The organism is Streptomyces sp. NBC_00316, from assembly GCF_036158715.1.
Lineage (GTDB): Bacteria > Actinomycetota > Actinomycetes > Streptomycetales > Streptomycetaceae > Streptomyces.
This window is the reverse complement of record NZ_CP108023.1, coordinates 660,093-679,307: the sequence shown is the minus strand read 5'-3', so window position 1 is coordinate 679,307 and position 19,215 is coordinate 660,093. Positions and strand designations below refer to the sequence as shown.

Sequence of the window (19,215 nt, the reverse complement as noted above, 5' to 3'; positions counted from 1 at the left end):
TCGGTCCGTACGGTTGTCACCGGCCACCCGTGACTTGCGGACACGCGCGGCGCTCAGAGCGGACACACATCTCGGCGTGCCGTGCTCTCCGCGCGAGCGGAGGTCAACCGAACTCCGTGGGCCTCACCGCACTGTGCAGTGCCGCCCGTTGGACAGGACTGACGCGGACAGGGCCCGGATGCCGGCGCCCGTCGACCGGCCAAGGCGGTGGTGGGCCTCGCTCCGCCTTCCGCGTGACCACGGCGCGGGTTTCCCCCGACCGCCCGGTCGTGATCCCGGTGCAGGTGTCAGCGGTGTTCGGGGTTGTCGAAGTCGAAGCGGCAGCCGGCGTCCCACTCCGAGCGCTGGTTGCCGTATGCCGGAAGGCCGCCCGCATCCTTGAGCAGTCGTGCCAGGTGCATCAGATTCCATGTCATGAACGAGGTGTTGCGGTTGGTGAAGTCGTTCTCCGGGCCGCCGGAGTCCTCGTCGAGGTACGACGGTCCCGGACCTGCTTCCCCGGCCCAGCCGGCGTCGGCGGCTCCCTGTGCACCACCACGACCGGCGGACCGGTGGCATCACCCCCGCACACAGTGCCACCTGCAACACCGCGAGCTCCGCTTCGCTCCCGAGGAACACGCTGCGCACGTGGACATCACAGGGCCCTGCCCGAAAGCAGCCCGACGCGGGGAGCTCGCGCGTGCGAGGTCGGACACAAACCCTGTGCGCGTACCAGGAAGCCCCATTGTCGGATCGACGGATCCATCAAACCTCACCGACCGGCTCACGCCGTCAACATGCCTCCCGATCCAAGACATTGACCGCCGACGCCCTCACTGACGGCGGGCCCGTCGCCAACCCGACGAGCTGTCAGAGACGCCGTTTAGACTCACCGGGGTGAACGTCGATCGGAAAGTCACGCCGCTGGATCTCGCGCGCCGGACGCCACCTCCGGTGTCCGGCCTCTCCGAGGCGGAGATCCGCCTCGCGCTAGAGGAGCATTGTCCCGAGCTCGTCAGCCTGCTGCACTGGCTCGGGTGTTCGCTCGACGAAACCCTCTCCGAGTGGATCCGGCTCCGTGGAGCACCCTGGGTGTCGACCGTCGTGAATCCGCAGACGTCGGCCCGCCGTATCTTCGAACTCTGGCAGGAGTTCCTCGGCGATGACAGTCGCCCGCTGCTGGAGCTGCTGGTGTTCGAGCACGGCTTCTGTCGGCCAGCCGCGACGTCGCAGGGGCTTCCACCCGGAATGCACTTCGCGAAGACGCTTCACGTGGTCCGACAGCGGATCGGCACCAAGCTGCACCAGCACGCGCTCGACGTGACCTGGCAGCGGCCCACGGTGTTCTGTCGGGCACTGCGCCTGGCCGAGGTGTACCTGGAGGCCGTGGTGAGCGACGGCGAGTTGACCGGTGTGAACGCTCGTCACCAGTTCAGCGGACGGCTCGGCCAAGGCCCGGTGTTGCTCAGCAGGTTCGAGTCGGTCGGCACGGCTGAGCTGTCACGGTCCGTCGAGCTGATCCGACGCTCGATCGAGGAGGGCAACAAGGTCGCCGACGCCGTGCCGTACCTGATGGAGGGCTTCCTGCGCCTGCACGACAGCACCGGCGACCGCAAGTACCTGGGCCGGATCATCGGGGCGCACCGGGAGTTCACCGACGCCGAGAAGAGCACCGCCTGGCGACTGCACATCGCCGAGGCGTGGCTCCGGCTGGCCGACGGGCGCCCGATGGACGACCGGACCGCTCGCTACCTCGATCAGGCTGCCGCCACCCTCGACACCATCCGAAACTTCGTCAGTGGGGAGGCGGTGCGCCACACGCTCCTGCTGACCATCGTCGCCCAGGCACGCGTGGTGCCCGAGTCGGCGACCGTCCGGCTCGCACTGCGCGGTCTGCCGAGCCAGTTCGGGTTCGACCAGCAGGTGCAGCGGTTCGTCGGCGCTGGGGCCCCGGCGTCGTCGTTCCCTCAGCTGGTCCTCGGAGCCCTGAACGAGCGGTTCAAGGGCTCAGGTGAGCCGCTGATCCGGCGTCTTCTCGCCGACTGGCACCGGGCGTGCGCCGAGTTCGTCGAGTACTCGACCCTGACCCGGCTCGAACTGCGCCGCACGGTCATCGACCTCCTCGGGGGCGGCACGGTCGGTACCGCTCTGACGGACACGCCGAGCCGGATGCGGTACGCCGACGACCTGCTTCACGTGGCCGCGCTGAGCGCCTCGCCCCAGCACTGGGCCGAGGGAGTAGTACGGCTCGTGCGGGAAGCTGCCGACGACCCGTCGACGTGTGTCCCCCTGGTCGTCCTGGGCCGGGAGGCCGAACTCCGGCGGAGCGTCAGTCCCGCCGACCGCGCCGCGCTGGAAGCCCGGCTGGCCGGCCTCGTCTCGGATCCGGCCTCCTGGGTCCGGGCACTCGCCGACGGTGACGCGGGCTTCTACTACGCTCGGGCGGCCACCCGCGCGATAACCAGCCCGGACGTGACCCGTCGCAACCTCGGTGGCCGCAGCAACGTGATCACCGTCGAGGACCACCTGGGTTTCGCCTCGTCGACCCTGGTGTTCAAGCCCACGCACACGGACAACGTCGAACGCGACACCCGTACCGCGCAGGCCGTACGGACCGCTCTCGCCCGCGTGGGCGCCGACACCCGCTTCCGCACCAGCGACCTGATCACCACCCTGGACGCGGACGAGCTGAGCAGCCGCTCGGGCCTTGCGTCCAACGTGAACGTGATCACCGTCCGACGGTTCGAGCACGGAACGGTCCTCGCCGAGCTGCTCTCCCCCGAGACGGAAGACGCCTCCGCGGACCTGCTCAAACAGGCGGCCGCCTTTCTCGCCTACATCCACGCTGCTCCCCGGCCAGGCGATGCCAAGCCCACCAAGGTCCGCGCCAAGGTGCGCGGTCGGGTGCGGATGTGGCTTCGCGACGTCTTCCCCAAGGGCGCCGACAAACTGGTCGACCAGACCTTCGACAGCTGGTGGGCGCTGCTGGCCGACGCGCCGACGCTTCCCCGCCGGGACGCGCACGCGTTCAACTGGCTCGCCACCGACGACGGAAGAATCGTTGCCATCGACTTGGAGGCGACGGGCCACGAACCGATCGGGTGTGAACTGGCCCAGCTGACGGACGACGCGCCAGCCTTGGCACCCGGGTCCTGGGACCTTCGCCGTGAGGTGTTCGAAAGCTACGTCGAAGCGCTGCGCGAGTGCACCGGTGAGCCGTACGACGCCGCGGAGGTCGAACGGATCTGGGCCGTCTACCGCGCCTCACTGATCGTCAGGGCGGTACGGTGTCTGACGGATCGAACCGGCGACCCCGCGCTCCGCCGGCACGGCGAGGCCCTGCTGGACGAAATCAGCGCCCACCCGGAGTGGGGCTCCGTCCACGAGGTGGCCGTCACCCTGCGCGACGCCTGGGCCGAGCGGCGCGGCGCCCTAGGGGGCGCGCCGCTGCGGGAGCTCAACCTCGGACGCAAGAGGCGGATCAGCAAGGCTCTTGCCTACCAACTGCGTCACAACCCGCACCTGCCAACGAACCAGCAGGGCTGGGCGCGGCTCGACGACCTCCTGTCCGCCCTCTCGGAGAGCGGGCAGCCCGTGTCGTCCGCAGAGGTGCTGGCCGTCGCCCAGGCCTTGGACGAGCCGCGCTTCGAAGTCTGGGACAACCTGATCCGCGCTCGCTACGGTCACACCACGTCGGCACCCGACGACCACGAAGTCGGGAAACCGGACGGGCTGCTGTACCACGCAACGGCATCGGTGAACCTGCGCGACATCCTCCAACTCCGGCAGGGCTTGCGACCGATGACACGAAAGGCCGTCCACCTCACCACCCATCCACGAACGGCGGTCCTCGCCGGACGGCGACACGGTCCCGCCGTACTGCTGTCGGTCAACGACCCGGCCGCCCACGGCCTCGAATGCCGCTATGCCGGGGGCACCACCTGGCTGATCGACACGGTGCCGGCCAGGGCGCTGGCGGTGGTGCCACTTCACCAGCTCTTCTCCGCGCACTGAGCCCAGAGCGGTCCTGCTCGTCCCTTGGGGCCGACAGGCCCGCTCTGCACGGCCCTTCGGCTCGGCCACGGTATCGGTCTGGGTGAAGCTCGACGCGGGCGCACCCACCGGCGTCCGGACGTCGGCCGGCTCCTCCGTGAAGCTCTCGCCGGGAGCCGCGTTCGTAGACCTCGTCCGAGCCGAGCAAGGGCTGGCATCGGGGGGGCTACTCGGGACGAGTTGCGCGAGGAGAGGCCAGATCGGACTCCACGAACGTCAGGTCGGGAGCGGCCGGATGGTGGCCGGGCTCCAGCGGTGCTCGTCCGGGTCGCCTCCCTCATCGAACCGGCTCTGGGCACTGCAACCCCTCGCTCATGAGGCCGGCTCAGCCTTCGGCGTCGCCTCGAAACTCCCCAGCACGTCCCAACGGCGCAGTCCCGCCGTCGCCGGCCCTGGGGCGGGGACTCATTGAGCCGCCGGACGAGGCGTGCACTGTTCTGCTGTCACGCACTGGCTGACGGTTGCGTCGAGGAGATACCCGGGCAGGCACTCGAACTGGGCCGGATCGGCCTCGATGCACTCGAAGAAGCACTTCGGGTCGTCCTGTCAGGGACGAGCTGACCGACGCGCTCGCAGCGGCGGCGTCAAGGACACTGCCTCGCGGGTAGACGACGTCGCCACTGAGCTGGCCGATGCTTTGGGGCTCCCGGTGGTGCTAGAAGAGCCTGGCCTCGATCAAGGAACCGACAAACAACCGCACCGAACATACCGAGAAGGTCCAGGCCTACCGCCGGGCCCCAGATGCCAGACCGTTCCCCCCCCAACCCAGATGGGCCCTGACAGCACCACGATGTCGGAGGCCATGACCTTCTCGTACAGCTCCGGCCAGGCGTCCGTCTGCCTGCCGTGCTCCCGCGTGTCCGGCCACACGCCGGTCGCGATGTCGTGATCGAGGGCCCGGACCACCTCGATGGTGACGCCATGCTCTTCCATCACCGCCCGGCTCCGGTCGATCGGCCCTTCCGTGTTGCTGACCCGGGGGAGCGTTTGAGCGTGCAGTTGATGTACATCGCGCGCAGACCGTCGAAGCGGTACGCGTCATCGGTACAGCCGGGTGGCACCGTGCGGGGGCTCCTCTGTACGGGCACGGGAATGCGAGGAGTGACCCCGGTCTACCGCCCCGCAGGATCACCCCCGGCCATAGGCGCGCGAGCGCCACCCGTACGCAGCAGGTGCAGCACGAGCGAGTGCGTCGTGCTCGTCACCACCGGTCGCTCAGCGGGCGGCCGAAGTCTCCGCCGCTTTCTTGATCCGCTGCCCGAACGCGGGGGCGTCCTTGCGTGCGGCGCCGGCGGCGAAGCCGACGAGGAGCTTGCCGATGCCGTGGCCCTCCAGCACGTTGTAGATCCGCACCTTGGTCCTGCCGTCGGGCGTGGGCTCGAGGTCGTAGCCGCCCTCGGAGGCGGTGACGATGTTCTTCGAGAGCTCCTGCCAGCGGATACGGGTCGGCGTCACCAGCTCCTTGATCTCGAACTCCCGCTGTGTCGTCATACCGGCGTCCTTCACCGTGCTCCGGAACACCGTTCCCACCGTCGTGGGGCCCGCGGGCGACTTCTCGATCCGCTGCACACGTGGGCTGAACTCCGGGTCGTTCTCGCCATCGGCGAGATAGGCGAAGACTGCTTCGATCGGCCGGTCGATCTCGACCGTCGCCTCGAACCGATGGGCCATGACCACTCCTCGTCACGTTGATCAGGCGCGCTCAGGCCGCGTCGGTGCGGTGGGCGAGCGCGCGTCGCCCGCGAAGGCGCAGGACGGCGAGCATATGTCCGCCGGCGGCCGCCGGCAGGCCGAACGACGCACACGACGGTCCCGGCCGCTCACCCGCCACGGGCAGCCCCCGATCAGTCGATCAGCACGCGCGGGCGCAGCATCCCCGCGCTGCAATGAACACGTGACCGCGCCCCCCGACGACTGCCTCGCGCGCAATGAGTGGCTCTGCGGGGCCTATCTGACCAGCCGTCGCGAAATCCTCTGGGACGCCGTCGTCCAGCACCTTCAGCTGACCGCCGTCTCCGTGCTCGTCGGACTGCTCCTCGCCGCGCCGCTCGCCCTCGCGGCCCGCCGCTGGCGCTGGGCGGCAGGACCTGTTCTCGGCGTGACGACCGTCCTCTACACCGTGCCGTCGCTCGCCATGTTCTCGCTGCTGCTGCCGCTGTACGGACTCTCCGCATCCCTCGTCGTCGCGGGGCTCGTCCTCTACTCGCTCACCCTGCTCGTGCGGAACATCCTCGCCGGACTGCGTGCCGTGCCCGAAGAGACCCGTCAGGCCGCCCGTGGCCTGGGGTACGGGCCCGTCCGCCTGCTCGTCGCCGTGGAGCTGCCCCTCGCACTGCCCGCTGCCATGGCCGGGCTGCGGATCGCCACCGTCTCCGCGGTATCCCTGGTCACCGTCGGAGCGATCGTCGGCTACGGCGGGCTGGGCAACCTCATCTACTCCGGGATGAACACCTACTTCAAGGCCCAGGTGCTCACCGCATCCGTTCTCTGCGTCGTCATCGCCGTCGCCGCCGACCTCCTCCTGCTCGGCGCGCAGCGGCTGCTGACCCCGTGGACCCGGAGCCGGTCGTGAAGACGTTGTCCGACACCTGGTCCTGGCTCACCGACTCCGCCCACTGGGCCGGTGAGAACGGCATCTGGCACCGGCTCGAACAACATCTGCTCCTCACCGTCGTCTGCCTGCTGATCAGCTGTGCCATCGCCCTGCCCGTGGCCCTGGTCCTGGGCCATCTGGGCAAGGGCGGGGCTCTCGCCGTCAACATCTCCAACGTCGGCCGCGCCGTCCCCACGTTCGCCGTCCTGGTCCTGCTGCTCCTCACCCCGGTCGGGCGGTTCGGTGAGGGGCCGACGGTCGTCGCCCTGGTGCTCTTCGCCGTCCCGCCGCTGCTGACCAATGCATACGTGGGCATGCGCGAGGCGGACCGCGATGTCGTACGGGCCGCCCGCGGCATGGGCATGACGGGACGGCAGCTGCTGCTACGGGTCGAAGTGCCGCTCGCCATGCCGCTGATCCTGACCGGCGTGCGGATCGCCGCCGTCCAGCTCGTCGCCACCGCGACCCTTGCCGCGCTGGCGGGCGGCGGGGGACTCGGCCGCATCATCACCGCAGGCTTCAACCTCGCCTCCACCCCGCAGGTGGTCGCAGGAGCGATCCTTGTGGCGGTGTTCGCCCTGATCGTCGAGGGGCTCTTCGCGGCGGGGCAGCGGCTCGCCCCCGCCTGGGTGCGTGGTGAGGCCCACGGATGAGGGCCTGCCGGACCGTACCCGTACACCTGGCGGTGCTGCTGACGGTGACCGCGTGCACCACGGGGCCGGCCCTAGAGAGCCAGGGAGACATCACCGCCGCGCCCGGCGACAGCCGGCACCTCACGATCGGGTCTGCGGGCTTCACCGAGAGCGATCTGCTGGCGCAGATGTACGCACTGCTGCTCGACCGCGCCGGCTACTCCACGAAAATCATCTCCGTCACCAACCGGGAGATCTACGAACCCGCGCTGGAGAGCGGCCAGATCGATGTCGTTCCGGAGTACGCCGCCACCTTCGCCGACTGGCTCAATGCCAAGGAGAACGGGGCCGACGCCGCGCCCGTCGGTTCGCCCGACGTCGACACCACGATGAAGGCGTTGCGCGCCCTGGCCGTTCCCCGGGGTCTCAGCGTGCTGGACCCCGGCCGAGCCGTCGACCAGAACGCGTTCGCGGTGGCCGCCACGTACGCGGCGAAGCACCGACTGAAGACGCTCAGCGATCTCGGCAGGGCCCGGCTGCCGGTGCGGCTGGCCGCGGGCGACGAGTGCGTGCAGCGGCCGTACTGTGTTCAGGGGCTGAAGAAGACGTACGGCATCGACATCACCGCCGTCGATCCCAAGGGCGTCGGCACCACCCAGGCCAAGCAGGCGGTCCAGAGCGGTCGGGACCAGATGGTCCTGACCACCACCACCGACGCCACCCTCGACGACTTCGGGCTCGTTCTGCTCGCCGACGACAAGCATCTGCAGAACGCCGACTGTCTCGTCCCCGTCGTCAACCGGGCCCGGGCGGGAAGCGCGGGCGTACGCGACGCACTGGACCGGCTCAACAGGGTGCTGACGACCGCCGATCTCGCGCGGATGAACGAGCAGGTGGACAGCTGGCGGCGGCTGCCCGAGGACGTCGCGCGGAACTACCTGGAGTCCAAGAAGCTCATTCCGTCCGGCTGAAGGGCGGAAGCGGCGGGAAGGGCGGCTGATCAGGCATCGGCCACCGAGTCGAACCGCACCTCGTCGCGCCCCACTCCCCGCGCGTCCGCCTCCACCGACCGGCGCAGCGCCTCATGGAGCTTCGCCGGCGTCAGTACACCGAGGAAACGCGCACCGTCCAGCACCGCCACCCACCCGGCGTCGTGCTGGAGCATCTCGCTGAAGGCCAGCTTCAGCGGGGCGCCGACCGGCACCCAGGCGTCCATCCGGCGCGCGAGTTCGCCGACCGTGCCGTGTCCCCCAGCGATCCGCAGCGCGTCCGCCGACACCCAGCCGTGCAATTCACCCTCGCGGCCGAGCACGACCGCCCAGCGGGCGCCCGCGTCGTGCAGCCGGGCCGCCGCCGACTGCGCGGCTTCGTCGAGCCGGGCGACCGGCGGCTCCTCCAGGTCATCCGGCTCGATCGTGGTGACCGACAGACGCTTCAGCCCCCGGTCCGCGCCGACGAATCGGGCCACGTACGAGGTCGCCGGTGCGCCGAGCACCGTGGCCGGCTTGTCGAACTGTTCGATGCGCCCTTGCCCGTACACCGCGATCCGGTCGCCCATCCGGACCGCTTCCTCGATGTCATGGGTGACCATCAGGACCGTCTTCCTGACGGTTGCCTGGAGGCTGAGGAACTCGTTCTGCAGCCGCTCCCGCACCACCGGGTCGACCGCACCGAACGGTTCGTCCATCAGCAGCACGGGCGGATCGGCGGCCAGCGCGCGTGCGACACCCACCCGTTGGCGCTGGCCGCCGGAGAGCTGGGCAGGGTAGCGGGAGCCGTACGTCTTCGGGTCGAGCCCCACCAGATCCAGCAGCTCCGCGGCCCGCTCCCTCGCCTTCGTCCGTTTCCAGCCGACCAGCGAGGGAACGGTCGCGGTGTTGTCGAGGACCGTCCGGTGCGGGAAGAGCCCGACCTGCTGGATGACATAGCCGATCCGGCGGCGCAGTTTCACGGGGTCGATCGCAGCGATGTCCTTGCCGTCCACCAGGATCCGGCCCGAGGTCGGCTCGATCAGCCGGTTCACCATCATCATCGTGGTGGTCTTGCCGCAACCGGACGGCCCCACCAGGGTGACGAGTTCCCCCTCGGAGACCTCGAAGGACAGTCCGTCGACCGCGGTCGTGCCGTCCGGATACACCTTGCTGACCTGCTCGAACCGGATCATGACTGCACGCTAGGAGCCCTCCGGGCGCTCCGCACATGGGCCGCGACCGTCCGAGTCCCGGTGGTGTGCTGAACTGTCCGTGAACCGTCTGATCCAGGAGTACCTCTTGAGCACTTACCGGCAGCCCGGCGTCGTTCTGACCGACCGCTTTTTCACTGTCCCGCTCGACCACGCCGACCCGGGCGGCGAGCAGATCGAGATCTTCGGCCGGGAGGCGGTCGCGAGCGGCCGGGCCGACGACGAGTTGCCGTGGCTGGTCTACCTGGAGGGCGGACCCGGCTTCGGTGCCCGCCGTTTCGCCGGTACGGAGGCCTGGCTGGGGCGGGCGCTGCAGGACTTCCGGGTGCTGCTGCTCGATCAGCGGGGCACCGGGCTGTCCACCCCGGCCAACCGGCAGACCCTGCCGTTGCGCGGCGGCCCGCGTGAGCAGGCGGACTATCTCGCCCACTTCCGGTCCGACAACATCGTGCGCGACTGCGAGCTGATCAGGCCGGGGCTGACGGGCGGCGCCCCATGGACGGTGCTGGGGCAGTCCCACGGCGGCTTCTGCGCGGTCCGCTATCTGTCGGCGTCTCCGGAAGGGCTCAAGGCCGTCCTGATCACCGGCGGGCTGCCCTCGCTCGACGGCCACGCCGATGACGTGTACCGCGCGGCGTACCCGCGGATCGAGCGCAAGGTCGCCGCCCACTACGCCCGCTACCCGCAGGACGTCGAACGCGCCCGTGAGATCGCCGCGTACCTTGCGGAGCACCGGCCGGAGAGCGCAGGACACCGTCTCACGCCCGAGGGGTTCCAGTCCCTGGGCATCATGCTGGGCAGCAGCAACGGCAGCCACCAGCTGCACTACCTGCTGGAGAACGCCTTCGTGCGCACGCCGCTGGGCACCGAGCTCTCCGACACGTTCCAGGAGGCCGTGCGCACCGCCAACTCGTTCGCGGGCCACCCCCTGTACGCCCTGATGCACGAGTCGATCTACGGCCAGGGCAAGGAGCCCACCGGCTGGGCCGCCGAGCGGATCCGCGCCGAATTCCCGCAGTTCGACGCCGCCACGGCCCTGGCAGGCGACGGACCGGTGCTCTTCACCGGCGAGACCATCCACCCCTGGCACTTCGACGTCGACCCGGCGCTGCGCCCGCTGCGCGAGACGGCCGAACTGCTGGCCTCGCGTACCGACTGGCCCGAGCTCTACGACACCGGGCGCCTCGCCGCCAACGAGGTGCCGGTCGCCGCGGCGGTGTACCACGACGACATGTACGTCGACACCGAGCACGCGCTGCGCACCGCGGCGTCGATCCGCGGACTGCGCACCTGGGTGACGAACGAGTTCGAGCACGACGGGCTGCGCGCGGGGGGACCGCGGGTGCTGGACCGGCTGCTCGCCCTCGTCCGGGACGAAGCCTGAGCTGCTCGGTCATGTGAGGAGCCGGTCACGCATGTCGCGTGACCGGCTCCTGCCGTACCGCGTCGGTCTCGACCTCAGCTTGAGCCTCGACCTCAGCCGATGCCTCAGCTCTGCAGGGCGTCCAGCGTGGCGTCGAAGTCGCCCACCGAGCGCGGGGCCCGGTTGTACGGCAGTTTCGCCAGGGCGGCGGCCATGCCGCAGGTGTTGGTCACCGCGGAGAAGACGAGGCCGGAGCCGATGCCTGCCGACAGCCAGCGAGCGGCCGGGAAACGCCTGCCGGCGAGCAGGCCGGCCACCACGAGCGAACCGGCCGCGAGCCGGACCTGACGCTCCATCGGCCAGACGGCACGGGCTCCGGCGGGACGGTCCAGATTGCGGCCCTCGCCCTCCCAGGCGGAGGTGCCGCCGGACAGTGTGACCGCGTCGATGTCCGCTGCGGCGAGCATGTCGCAGGCACGCGTGGAACGGACACCGGACGCGCACACCACGAGCAGGGAGCCGCGGGCCGCGGCCGACTTGAGAGCGGGCAGCGCCTCGTCGAGACGGTCGAGCGGGATGTTCAGCGCGCCGGGCACATGCCCGGAGGCGTACTCGCCAGGGGCCCGTACGTCGATCACGGTGAACTCCGCGATACGGGCCGCGGCCTGGGCGGGGGAGAGGGAGACGGGGCTGGTCACGAGGAAGCTGTCCTTTCGTCGCCGGGGCGTACCCCGGACAGGTTAGAATACCCCTTGGGGTATCAGGAGGAGGATGTGTGGAACTTGACATGGCGGCCGACGAACTGAAGTCGGTCCTCAACCGCCTTCGCCGCGCACAGGGCCAGCTCGCCGCGATCATCAGGATGATCGAGGAGGGCCGGGACTGCGAGGACGTCATCACGCAGATGGCGGCCGTGTCGCGAGCGCTCGACCGGGCCGGGTTCGCGATCATCGCGACGGGTCTGCAGCACTGCATGGCCGACGACGGCGCCGAGCCCGCCGACCGGGACCAGATGCGGGCCAGGCTGGAGAAGCTCTTCCTCTCGCTGGCCTGAGATCCGTCACGGGGCGGTGGGTCATCCCACGGCGTCGGCCAGCATGAACACGGCCACGGCCAGCAGGGCCGCACCGAAGATCCGCTGGAGCGCGGCCGTGGACACCTTGGCCGCCAGGCGCTTGCCGTCCCAGGCCGCGAGCACCGCAGCCGCCGTGAACGGGGCGATCACCGCCCAGTCCAGCGAGGCAGGGGTGGTGAGGCGGGTGGCCAGGGCGGCCACGGAGTTCATCGTGATCACCAGCAGGCCGGTGCCGATCGCGGTCGTCATCGGCACGGCGAGGACGGTGACCAGCGCGGGCACGGCGAGAAACCCGCCTCCGACACCGAGGAACCCGGTCACGGCGCCGAGCCCCGCCCCGGCACGGAGGGCCCGCCCCGTGGGAACGGCGTCCGTACGGGCGGCGCGGTCCGCAGGATGCGTCCCGGCCGCATCCGTTTCCGGCCGCACAGGTGTCCGTGGCCGCATCATGCGCACGCCGCTGGGCACCGCGAGCACCGCGAACGACGCCGACAGCACCCCCGCCGGAATCCTGACCGACAATGCTCCGGCGACCGCCGCCGGCAGGATGCCGGCCACCGCGAAGAGCCCGCCGGTACGCCAGCGGACGTGACCGTCCCGGGCATGCGAGACCAGACCGGTCAGCGAGGTCGCAATGACGATGAGCAACGCTGCGGTGGTGGCCGCGGCCGGGGTGAAGCCGAGCAGATAGATCAGCGCGGGCACGGCGAGGACACTGCCTCCGCCGCCAAGCCCGCCCAGCGCGAGACCGACCACGGCACCGGCGGCCAGGGCCAGGATCAGGGTGGTCATGCGACGGTGCCCACCGCTCCGTGACGGTCCAGCACGGGCAGCCCGCAGGCCGCCCAGGCGTGCATGCCGCCCGCGACATCGACGACTTCCGTGCCGGCCCCCGCGAGGACGCGGGCGGCCTGCCGGGACCGGTGGCCGGAACGGCAGATGACCACCACCGGGCGGCCCGCCGCCGTCGCGGGCAGCGCGTGCCCGGCGGCCAGCCGGGAGAGCGGCAGATGGACCGCGACCGGAGCGTGACCGGCATTCCACTCGTGGGTTTCGCGTACGTCGAGCAGCACCGCCGCACCATCGGCGGTGCGCCGACAGGCCTCGGCAGGGGTGACGCGGCCGGGGCGGCGCCGGAGGAGAGACATCAAGAAAGGCATGGGGAAGTGCTCCAGAAGTGCGGGACGGGGGAGTCCGACGGTCAGGCGGTGGCCGGCGCGGTGCCGGTCGTGCCGGCGGGACGGTCGGGCGGTGGAGCCGCGATCGTCAGACCGGCGGCCTCCGCCGCGCCGAACCCGTCGTCGACGGCCACGACCTCGCGCCCGACCGCATCCAGCAGCGAGCCCGCGATCGCCGCCCGCATTCCGCCCGCGCAGTGCACCCACACCACTCCGTCCGGCACTTCGTCCAGCCGTTGGGGCAGTTCGTGCACCGGAATGTGCACCGATCCGGCTATCGAGCCGGCCCGGCGTTCGGCCTCCCTGCGGACATCGAGAACCACCGGTTCCTCGCCGCGCTCGCGCGCCACGGCCAGGCCCGCGAAGTCCGACCTGCGCAGCGAGCGCAGCTCGTCAGCGTCGCGGACCCAGGACTGCGGGTCGCCGATCGCCGCGGCCGCCGGGCGGTCGATGCCGACCCGGACCAGTTCGCGCTGGGCGTGCGCGAGCTCGTCGGCGCTGCTCGCCAGCAGTGTGACCGGCCGGCCCCATGGGATCAGCCAGGCGAGATACGTGGCGATCTGCCCCTCGCTCTCGAAGTTGAACGATCCGGCGACGTGCCCCTCGGCGAACGCCACCCGACTTCGCAGATCCACCACCCACTCGCCGGCGGCCAGCCGCCGGGCGATCTGCTCGGGATCGGCCGGTGCGGGCGGCATCAGATCGACGGGCCCGGGGCCCGCGGCATTGGCAGGACCCATATGTGCGTAGTAGGCGGGGATGTCGTCGAGCCCGGCAAGCAGCTCGGCGACGAACGTGTCCACGTCCTTGACGAGCGCGTCGTTACGGGCGCGTTCGTCACCGATCGTCGTGGTGTTCCCGTCGGCCTGGGAGGAGGAGCAGAAACTGCCGAAGCCGTGCGTCGGCAATACCGGCACGGCGTCGTCGAGCTCGTCGGCGAGCCGGTGCGCGGAGGCGTGCTGGGCGCGGGCCAGCTCGGCGGTCAGCCGCGGCTCCACCAGGTCGGGCCGGCCCACGCTCCCGATCAGCAGCGAACCGCCGGTGAAGGCGGCCACCGCGCGACCGCCCTCCTCCAGTACGTAGGACATGTGGTGCGGGGTGTGCCCCGGGGTGGCCAGTGCGCGCAGGGCCAGACCGTCGTCGACCTGGGCGCTGTCCCCGTCGGCGACCGGCACCCGGTCGAAGGAGACGAGTGCGGCGGCCGGCACCAGGTATCGGGCCCCGGTCAGGCGCGCCAGCTCCAGGCCGCCGGTCACGTAGTCGTTGTGCAGGTGTGTCTCCACGACCAGGGCGATCCGCACGCCACGCCGGGCGGCCGCGGCGATGACCCGGTCGATGTCGCGAGGGGGGTCCACCACCAGCGCGGAGCGCCGGCCGCCCGCGAGATAACTGCGATTGCCGAGGCCGGCGGTCTCCATGGTTTCGACGAAGAACACGGCGTGACTCCTTCCGTACGGGTTACCCCGGGGGGTATCTCTCGTCGAGATTAGCACGTATACCCCGGGGGGTATTTTGGCCTGGGGTGGCGTGCGGAAGAGCGGTCGGCTTTCGGAGGCCGGCCCGACGGCGGGCGCGAGGGCATCCGACGTCGTCCACCCGTGGCGGGAGCAGGATCGCGGCGCGAGCAGAACCAGAGGGCGTGCGCTGTGGTCGTCGGGGCTCCATGCCGACGTCCCGGAGCGGTCCGTGCCGGTCCGTGCATGCGTTGCCGATGCGCCGCGCCCACGCCTTAGAGCGCTTCCTGCGCCGCGGGTCCATGACGCGCGTGCGACCGAGGAGCCGTGACCGTGCTCCGCGCTGGTTCACCCGGGTGGTCATGGAAGCGGTATCGCCCGGGGCGGGTAGTCAACAGATCTGTGCCACTCGTCCTGTACCGCACTCAATCCTCGACGGAGCCGCCGTGAAATTCGGGGTATCGACCTTCATCACCGACCAGGGCATCAGGCCGACCTCGCTCGGGACCGCCCTCGAGGAACGCTCCTTCGACTCGCTGTTCATCGCCGAGCACAGTCACATCCCGGTGGACCGGCAGACGCCCTACCCGGGCGGTGGCGAACTGCCTGAGGTGTACTACCGGACCCTGGATCCCTTCGTGGCCCTGACCGCGATCGGTGTGGTGACGGAACGCCTGCTGCTGGGTACCGGCATCGCGCTGATTCCGCAGCGAGACCCGATCATCACGGCGAAGGAAGTCGCTTCGCTCGACCTGGTCTCGGGCGGTCGCGTGATCTTCGGTATTGGCGTGGGCTGGAACCGTGAGGAGATGAGGAACCACGGCACCGACCCCGCGACCCGTGGCCGGCTGACCGATGAGCGGCTGCGCGCCATGCGAGAGCTGTGGACCTCGGAGCGGGCGGAGTTCCACGGCGAGTTCGTGAACTTCGATCCGGTCTTCGCGTGGCCCAAACCCGTGCAGCGCCCCCATCCGCCGATCTATGTCGGCGGCGGCGAGGGTGCGTTCCCGCGCGTGGCGCAACTGGGCGACGCGTGGCTGGCGCTCGGCGTGTCGCCGGAGGAGCTCGGTCCGCAGATCGAGCGGCTGCGCGCGCGTGCCGAACGGGAGGTGCCGGTGACGGTGTACGGGGTTCCGGCCGATCCCGGGCAGATCGAGGCCTACAGCGGCCTGGGTGTCGAGCGGCTGCTGTTCTATGTGCCGACGATGCCCGAACGGGAGACACTGGAGTACCTCGACCGGCTGGCCGAAGTGGCCGCCCGGTACCGCTGAGGCGACGCAGCCGCACGAGCGTCGGCATGTGGGGCCGATCCGGACATCCCCGACTGTCCGTAACTGCCGCAAGGGATGCGATGCCTGCCCTGACGAGCACTGAGGCCCGGGAGCGGTTCGCCGTGTCGCGCGTCGCCCACCTGGCGACGGTCGACACGGCCTGTCGCCCGCACCTCGTTCCGGTGGTGTTCGCACTGGACGGCGACACGGTGGTGCTGGCCGTGGACCACAAACCGAAACGGACGACGCGGCTGAAACGCCTGGCCAACATCGCTGCCAACCCGTCGGTCTGTCTGCTCGCCGACCACTACGGCGAGAACTGGGACCGGCTCTGGTGGGTGAGGGCCGATGGCGAGGCCCGCGTGTTGCCGTCAGCGGACCGATGTTCCGAGGCCGCGCACTGCGTCGGCCTGCTCGCGGCGAAATACCGGCAGTACGCCGGGCGCCCTCCCGGTGGACCGGTGGTCGAGGTCTCGGTTCTGCGCTGGAGCGGCTGGCGCGCGTCGTGAACCGGTCCGCCACGTGGTCTGCAGCAGGCCCGGTGGACGGGCCGACGTGCGCCACCGCGTGCATGCCGGCAGGTTCCTGATCCTCGCTGTGGTCCACCCTCGGGAAGACAAAACACCAGGTCCAAGCGTTGACGTTGTCCAGACCATTGACATGTCGGCGCCACGATGTTGAATTCGCTCTTGTTGTGTTGCGCGACTCTGGTGACTTGTGACCGATGGAGGACATGTGACGCCTCGCCCACCCCGTCTCATCGCGCTCGGCTCGGCAGTGAGCCTGCTCGTCGGTGGTCTGCTGACCACCGGACCCGTCGCCCGGGCGGCCGACAGCGCCCGCACCGAACGGGCCGCGACCGCCGCGACCGCACCCAGCACTCCCGCCATCACCCCGACCCCGCAGTCGGTGACATCGCGGTCCGACCGGATCACCATCAGCCCCACCGTCACCCTGGTGACGGGCGACACCTCCGACGAGCCCTCCCTGAAGGTCGTCGAAGCCGCGCTGCGCCGCGCCGGTGCGCAGCGGATCGTACGGAGCGACACACCCGGCAGAAGCGGACTCACCGTCCACGTCGGCGTCTCCGCCGCCCTCGCGCGCCAGCACATCGAACGCCCCGACGCGCTGCCCGCCGACGGATACGTGCTCGGCATCGGCGCCGACCGCATCGTCCTCGCGGGCAAGGACACCACCGGCACGTACTACGCTGCCCAGACCCTCCGTCAGATCCTGCCGCGGCAGAACCACCCCGGCACCAAGGTCGCCGGGCTTGCCGTGCGCGACTGGCCGGGCACCGCGCTGCGCGGCGTCATCGAGGGCTTCTACGGCACCCCGTGGTCGCACGCGGCCCGCCTCGACCAGCTCGACTACTACGGCGAGCACAAGATGAACATCTATGTGTACTCGCCGAAGGACGACGCGTATCTCCGCGCGAAGTGGCGCGACCGGTACCCCGCCGATCAGCTGGCGCAGATCAAGGAACTCGCCGACCGGGCCGCGCAGCGGCACGTCGAGTTCACCTACGCCCTCTCGCCCGGGCTCTCCGTCTGCTACAGCTCCGACGCAGACGTCAAGGCGCTCGTCGACAAGTTCCAGACGATCTGGGACATCGGCGTACGCACCTTCGCCGTCCCGCTCGACGACATCAGCTACACCGACTGGAACTGCGCGGCGGACAAGGAGAAGTGGGGGACCGGCGGCGGTGCGGCGGGTGCCGCGCAGGCGTACCTCCTGAACAAGGTGAACAAGGAGTTCATCGCCACGCACCCGGGCGCCCAGCCGCTCCAGATGGTGCCCACCGAGTACTACAACGTCTCGGCATCGCCGTACAAACAGGCGCTCGCGGACCAGCTCGACCCCGACGTCCTCGTCGAGTGGACGGGTGTCGGCGTCATCGCGCCGACGATGACCGTGGCCCAGGCCGAAGCCGCCCGCACGGTCTTCAACCACCCGATCCTGACCTGGGACAACTACCCGGTCAACGACTACGTCACCAACCGGCTGCTGCTCGGCCCGTTCAACGGCCGCGAGAAGGGGCTGCCGGGCGAGCTGGCCGGGATCACCGCCAACCCGATGATTCAGCCGTACGCCTCCAAACTCTCGCTCTACACGGTCGCGGACTACTCCTGGAACGACGCCGCGTACGACGAGCGGGCGTCGTGGCTGCAAGGGCTGAAGGAGTACGCGGGCGGCGACGCCCGCACGGAGAAGGCGCTGCGTGCCTTCGCCGACATCAACTACAGCTCGGCCCTGAACAAGCAGGAAGCACCCGACCTGGCAGCCGAGTTCACCCGCTACTGGAAGTCCGGCGATGCGAACCGGCTCACCTCCGTGCTCCGCGACCTGGGCAACGCCCCGGACCGTCTGCGCAGCAGCCTTCCGGACCGCGGGTTCGTCGACGACTCCGGCCCCTGGCTGGACGCCACCGAAGCCTGGGCGACCGCGGCCCGTACGGCCCTGCGGATGGTCGAGGCGGCCGGTGCAGGAAAGGGCGCGCAGGCCTGGGAGCTCCGCCGGCAGCTGCCCGCACTCGTCGCCGAGGCGAAGTCCTTCACCTACACAGGACTTGACGGCCGCAAGGTGCCAGTCATCGTCGGCAGCGGGGTGCTGGACGGATTCATCGACAAGGCGAACGCCGAGCACGACCGGACCATCGGTGTGAGCGGCAGGCCCACGGCATCGACGAGCCTCGGTACGTACCAGACCAACACCGTGGCCCGGATGCTCGACGGCGACGACGCGACGTACTTCTGGAGCGACGCGTCCCCCGCCGCCGGTGATCAGATCACCGTCGACCTGGGCCGGGAGCGGGAGATCGGCGGCATCACCCTCGCCATGGCCAAGCCCGGCAGCACCGGCGACTACCTCCACGACGGCGTGCTGGAGTACTCCGCCGACGGGCAGAGCTGGCAGCAGCTGACTGCGTTCTCGGGGAAGCCGGACGTCACCGCGACCGCCCCGGCCGGTACGAAGGCCCGCTATGTGCGGGCGCGGGCGACCGCGGGCCAGTCGACCTGGCTCGTGGTCCGCGAGTTCGCCATCGAGACGAAGGACGGCGCGGTGGCCGGCGGACCGCCCGCCGCCGCCGGATCCGCCCTGCACTCGGCGGCCGACGGCGACCCCGGAACCGTCTACCGGGCGGCGCGCGCGCCCGAGGCCGGTGAGGCCCTGGAGCTGGGGCTCGGTTCCGAGCGCTCCGTCGGGTCCGTCACCGTCCTGCAGCCGACCGGGTCGGACGCCCTCGCCGACATCCAGCTGCGAGGCGCCGACGGCACCTGGCGGACCGTCGGTGCACTCGACGGCCCGTACACCAGGGTGAGCCTGACCGGCCGGACGGCCGATGCGGTACGTCTCGACTGGCGTGCGGGTTCGGCGGCTCCGCAGATCGCCGAGCTGGTGGTGGGCTGAACCGGTAGGGGCAGGCGTAACGGC

At 70.5% G+C, this 19,215-nt stretch carries 15 protein-coding genes and 2 pseudogenes; 9 read left to right on the top strand and 8 right to left on the bottom strand.

The window, feature by feature from the left end; translation table 11 throughout:
- Positions 1-287: 287 nt before the first annotated feature.
- Positions 288-518: pseudogene (locus tag OG878_RS03070) on the bottom strand (flavodoxin family protein); the annotation flags it as partial.
- Between the two features lie 358 nt (positions 519-876).
- On the opposite strand from OG878_RS03070, the gene OG878_RS03065 reads away from it, so the two are divergent.
- Positions 877-3,993, top strand: coding sequence for an RNA 2'-phosphotransferase (locus tag OG878_RS03065; protein ID WP_328885296.1), 3,117 nt, complete (start codon positions 877-879; stop codon positions 3,991-3,993).
- Positions 3,994-4,791: 798 nt separating this feature from the next.
- Here OG878_RS03065 and OG878_RS03060 read toward each other — a convergent pair.
- Together OG878_RS03060 and OG878_RS03055 are read right to left on the bottom strand one after the other, a co-directional pair.
- A pseudogene (locus tag OG878_RS03060) lies at positions 4,792-5,042 on the bottom strand (NAD(P)H-dependent oxidoreductase); the annotation flags it as partial.
- A gap of 205 nt (positions 5,043-5,247) precedes the next feature.
- On the bottom strand, positions 5,248-5,703 hold the full coding sequence (locus OG878_RS03055; protein WP_328885295.1) for an SRPBCC family protein: 456 nt from the start codon (positions 5,701-5,703) through the stop codon (positions 5,248-5,250).
- 223 nt (positions 5,704-5,926) lie between these two features.
- Here OG878_RS03055 and OG878_RS03050 point away from each other — a divergent pair, with 223 nt between their 5' ends.
- Genes OG878_RS03050 through OG878_RS03040 form a run of 3 tightly spaced genes read left to right on the top strand, consistent with a single transcriptional unit; the run spans position 5,927 to position 8,228 of the window.
- Positions 5,927-6,604 (top strand): ABC transporter permease, encoded by a 678-nt coding sequence (locus tag OG878_RS03050; protein ID WP_328885294.1) that lies wholly within the window; start codon positions 5,927-5,929, stop codon positions 6,602-6,604.
- A complete protein-coding gene (locus tag OG878_RS03045) occupies positions 6,601-7,278 on the top strand; it encodes an ABC transporter permease (RefSeq protein WP_328885293.1) in 678 nt (225 codons plus the stop codon). The genes OG878_RS03050 and OG878_RS03045 overlap by 4 nt, the downstream gene beginning before the upstream one ends.
- Entirely contained in the window at positions 7,275-8,228 is a 954-nt protein-coding gene (locus OG878_RS03040; protein ID WP_328885292.1) for an ABC transporter substrate-binding protein, read from the top strand. The genes OG878_RS03045 and OG878_RS03040 overlap by 4 nt, the downstream gene beginning before the upstream one ends.
- A 29-nt stretch (positions 8,229-8,257) precedes the next feature.
- On the opposite strand, the gene OG878_RS03035 is transcribed toward OG878_RS03040, so the two are convergent.
- The gene (locus tag OG878_RS03035) at positions 8,258-9,421 is read right to left on the bottom strand and encodes an ABC transporter ATP-binding protein (RefSeq protein ID WP_328885291.1); all 1,164 of its coding nucleotides are present in this window, start codon (positions 9,419-9,421) and stop codon (positions 8,258-8,260) included.
- Between the two features lie 106 nt (positions 9,422-9,527).
- On the opposite strand from OG878_RS03035, the gene OG878_RS03030 reads away from it, so the two are divergent.
- Positions 9,528-10,823, top strand: a complete 1,296-nt coding sequence (locus OG878_RS03030) for an alpha/beta fold hydrolase (protein WP_328885290.1) — start codon at positions 9,528-9,530, stop codon at positions 10,821-10,823.
- Positions 10,824-10,927: 104 nt separating this feature from the next.
- On the opposite strand, the gene OG878_RS03025 is transcribed toward OG878_RS03030, so the two are convergent.
- Positions 10,928-11,500, bottom strand: a complete 573-nt coding sequence (locus OG878_RS03025; protein ID WP_328885289.1) for a rhodanese-like domain-containing protein — start codon at positions 11,498-11,500, stop codon at positions 10,928-10,930.
- 77 nt (positions 11,501-11,577) lie between these two features.
- Between OG878_RS03025 and OG878_RS03020 the strand changes: the two genes are divergently transcribed.
- On the top strand, positions 11,578-11,856 hold the full coding sequence (locus tag OG878_RS03020; protein WP_328885288.1) for a metal-sensitive transcriptional regulator: 279 nt from the start codon (positions 11,578-11,580) through the stop codon (positions 11,854-11,856).
- A 21-nt stretch (positions 11,857-11,877) separates the two neighbouring features.
- On the opposite strand, the gene OG878_RS03015 is transcribed toward OG878_RS03020, so the two are convergent.
- The 3 genes from OG878_RS03015 to OG878_RS03005 are packed head-to-tail and all read right to left on the bottom strand — an operon-like array spanning position 11,878 to position 14,491.
- Entirely contained in the window at positions 11,878-12,669 is a 792-nt protein-coding gene (locus OG878_RS03015) for a sulfite exporter TauE/SafE family protein (protein ID WP_328885287.1), read from the bottom strand.
- A complete protein-coding gene (locus tag OG878_RS03010; protein WP_328885286.1) occupies positions 12,666-13,025 on the bottom strand; it encodes a rhodanese-like domain-containing protein in 360 nt (119 codons plus the stop codon). Before OG878_RS03010 ends, OG878_RS03015 begins: the two co-directional genes overlap by 4 nt.
- Positions 13,026-13,078: 53 nt before the next feature.
- Positions 13,079-14,491, bottom strand: coding sequence for an MBL fold metallo-hydrolase (locus tag OG878_RS03005; protein ID WP_328885285.1), 1,413 nt, complete (start codon positions 14,489-14,491; stop codon positions 13,079-13,081).
- Between the two features lie 464 nt (positions 14,492-14,955).
- Between OG878_RS03005 and OG878_RS03000 the strand changes: the two genes are divergently transcribed.
- From OG878_RS03000 to OG878_RS02990, 3 genes are all read left to right on the top strand, one after another.
- Positions 14,956-15,780: an LLM class F420-dependent oxidoreductase gene (locus tag OG878_RS03000; protein ID WP_328891113.1), complete on the top strand. Its 825-nt coding sequence runs from the start codon at positions 14,956-14,958 to the stop codon at positions 15,778-15,780.
- 80 nt (positions 15,781-15,860) lie between these two features.
- Positions 15,861-16,289, top strand: a complete 429-nt coding sequence (locus OG878_RS02995; RefSeq protein ID WP_328885284.1) for a TIGR03668 family PPOX class F420-dependent oxidoreductase — start codon at positions 15,861-15,863, stop codon at positions 16,287-16,289.
- A gap of 226 nt (positions 16,290-16,515) precedes the next feature.
- Positions 16,516-19,191 (top strand): beta-N-acetylglucosaminidase domain-containing protein, encoded by a 2,676-nt coding sequence (locus OG878_RS02990; protein WP_328885283.1) that lies wholly within the window; start codon positions 16,516-16,518, stop codon positions 19,189-19,191.
- Positions 19,192-19,215: the final 24 nt, after the last annotated feature.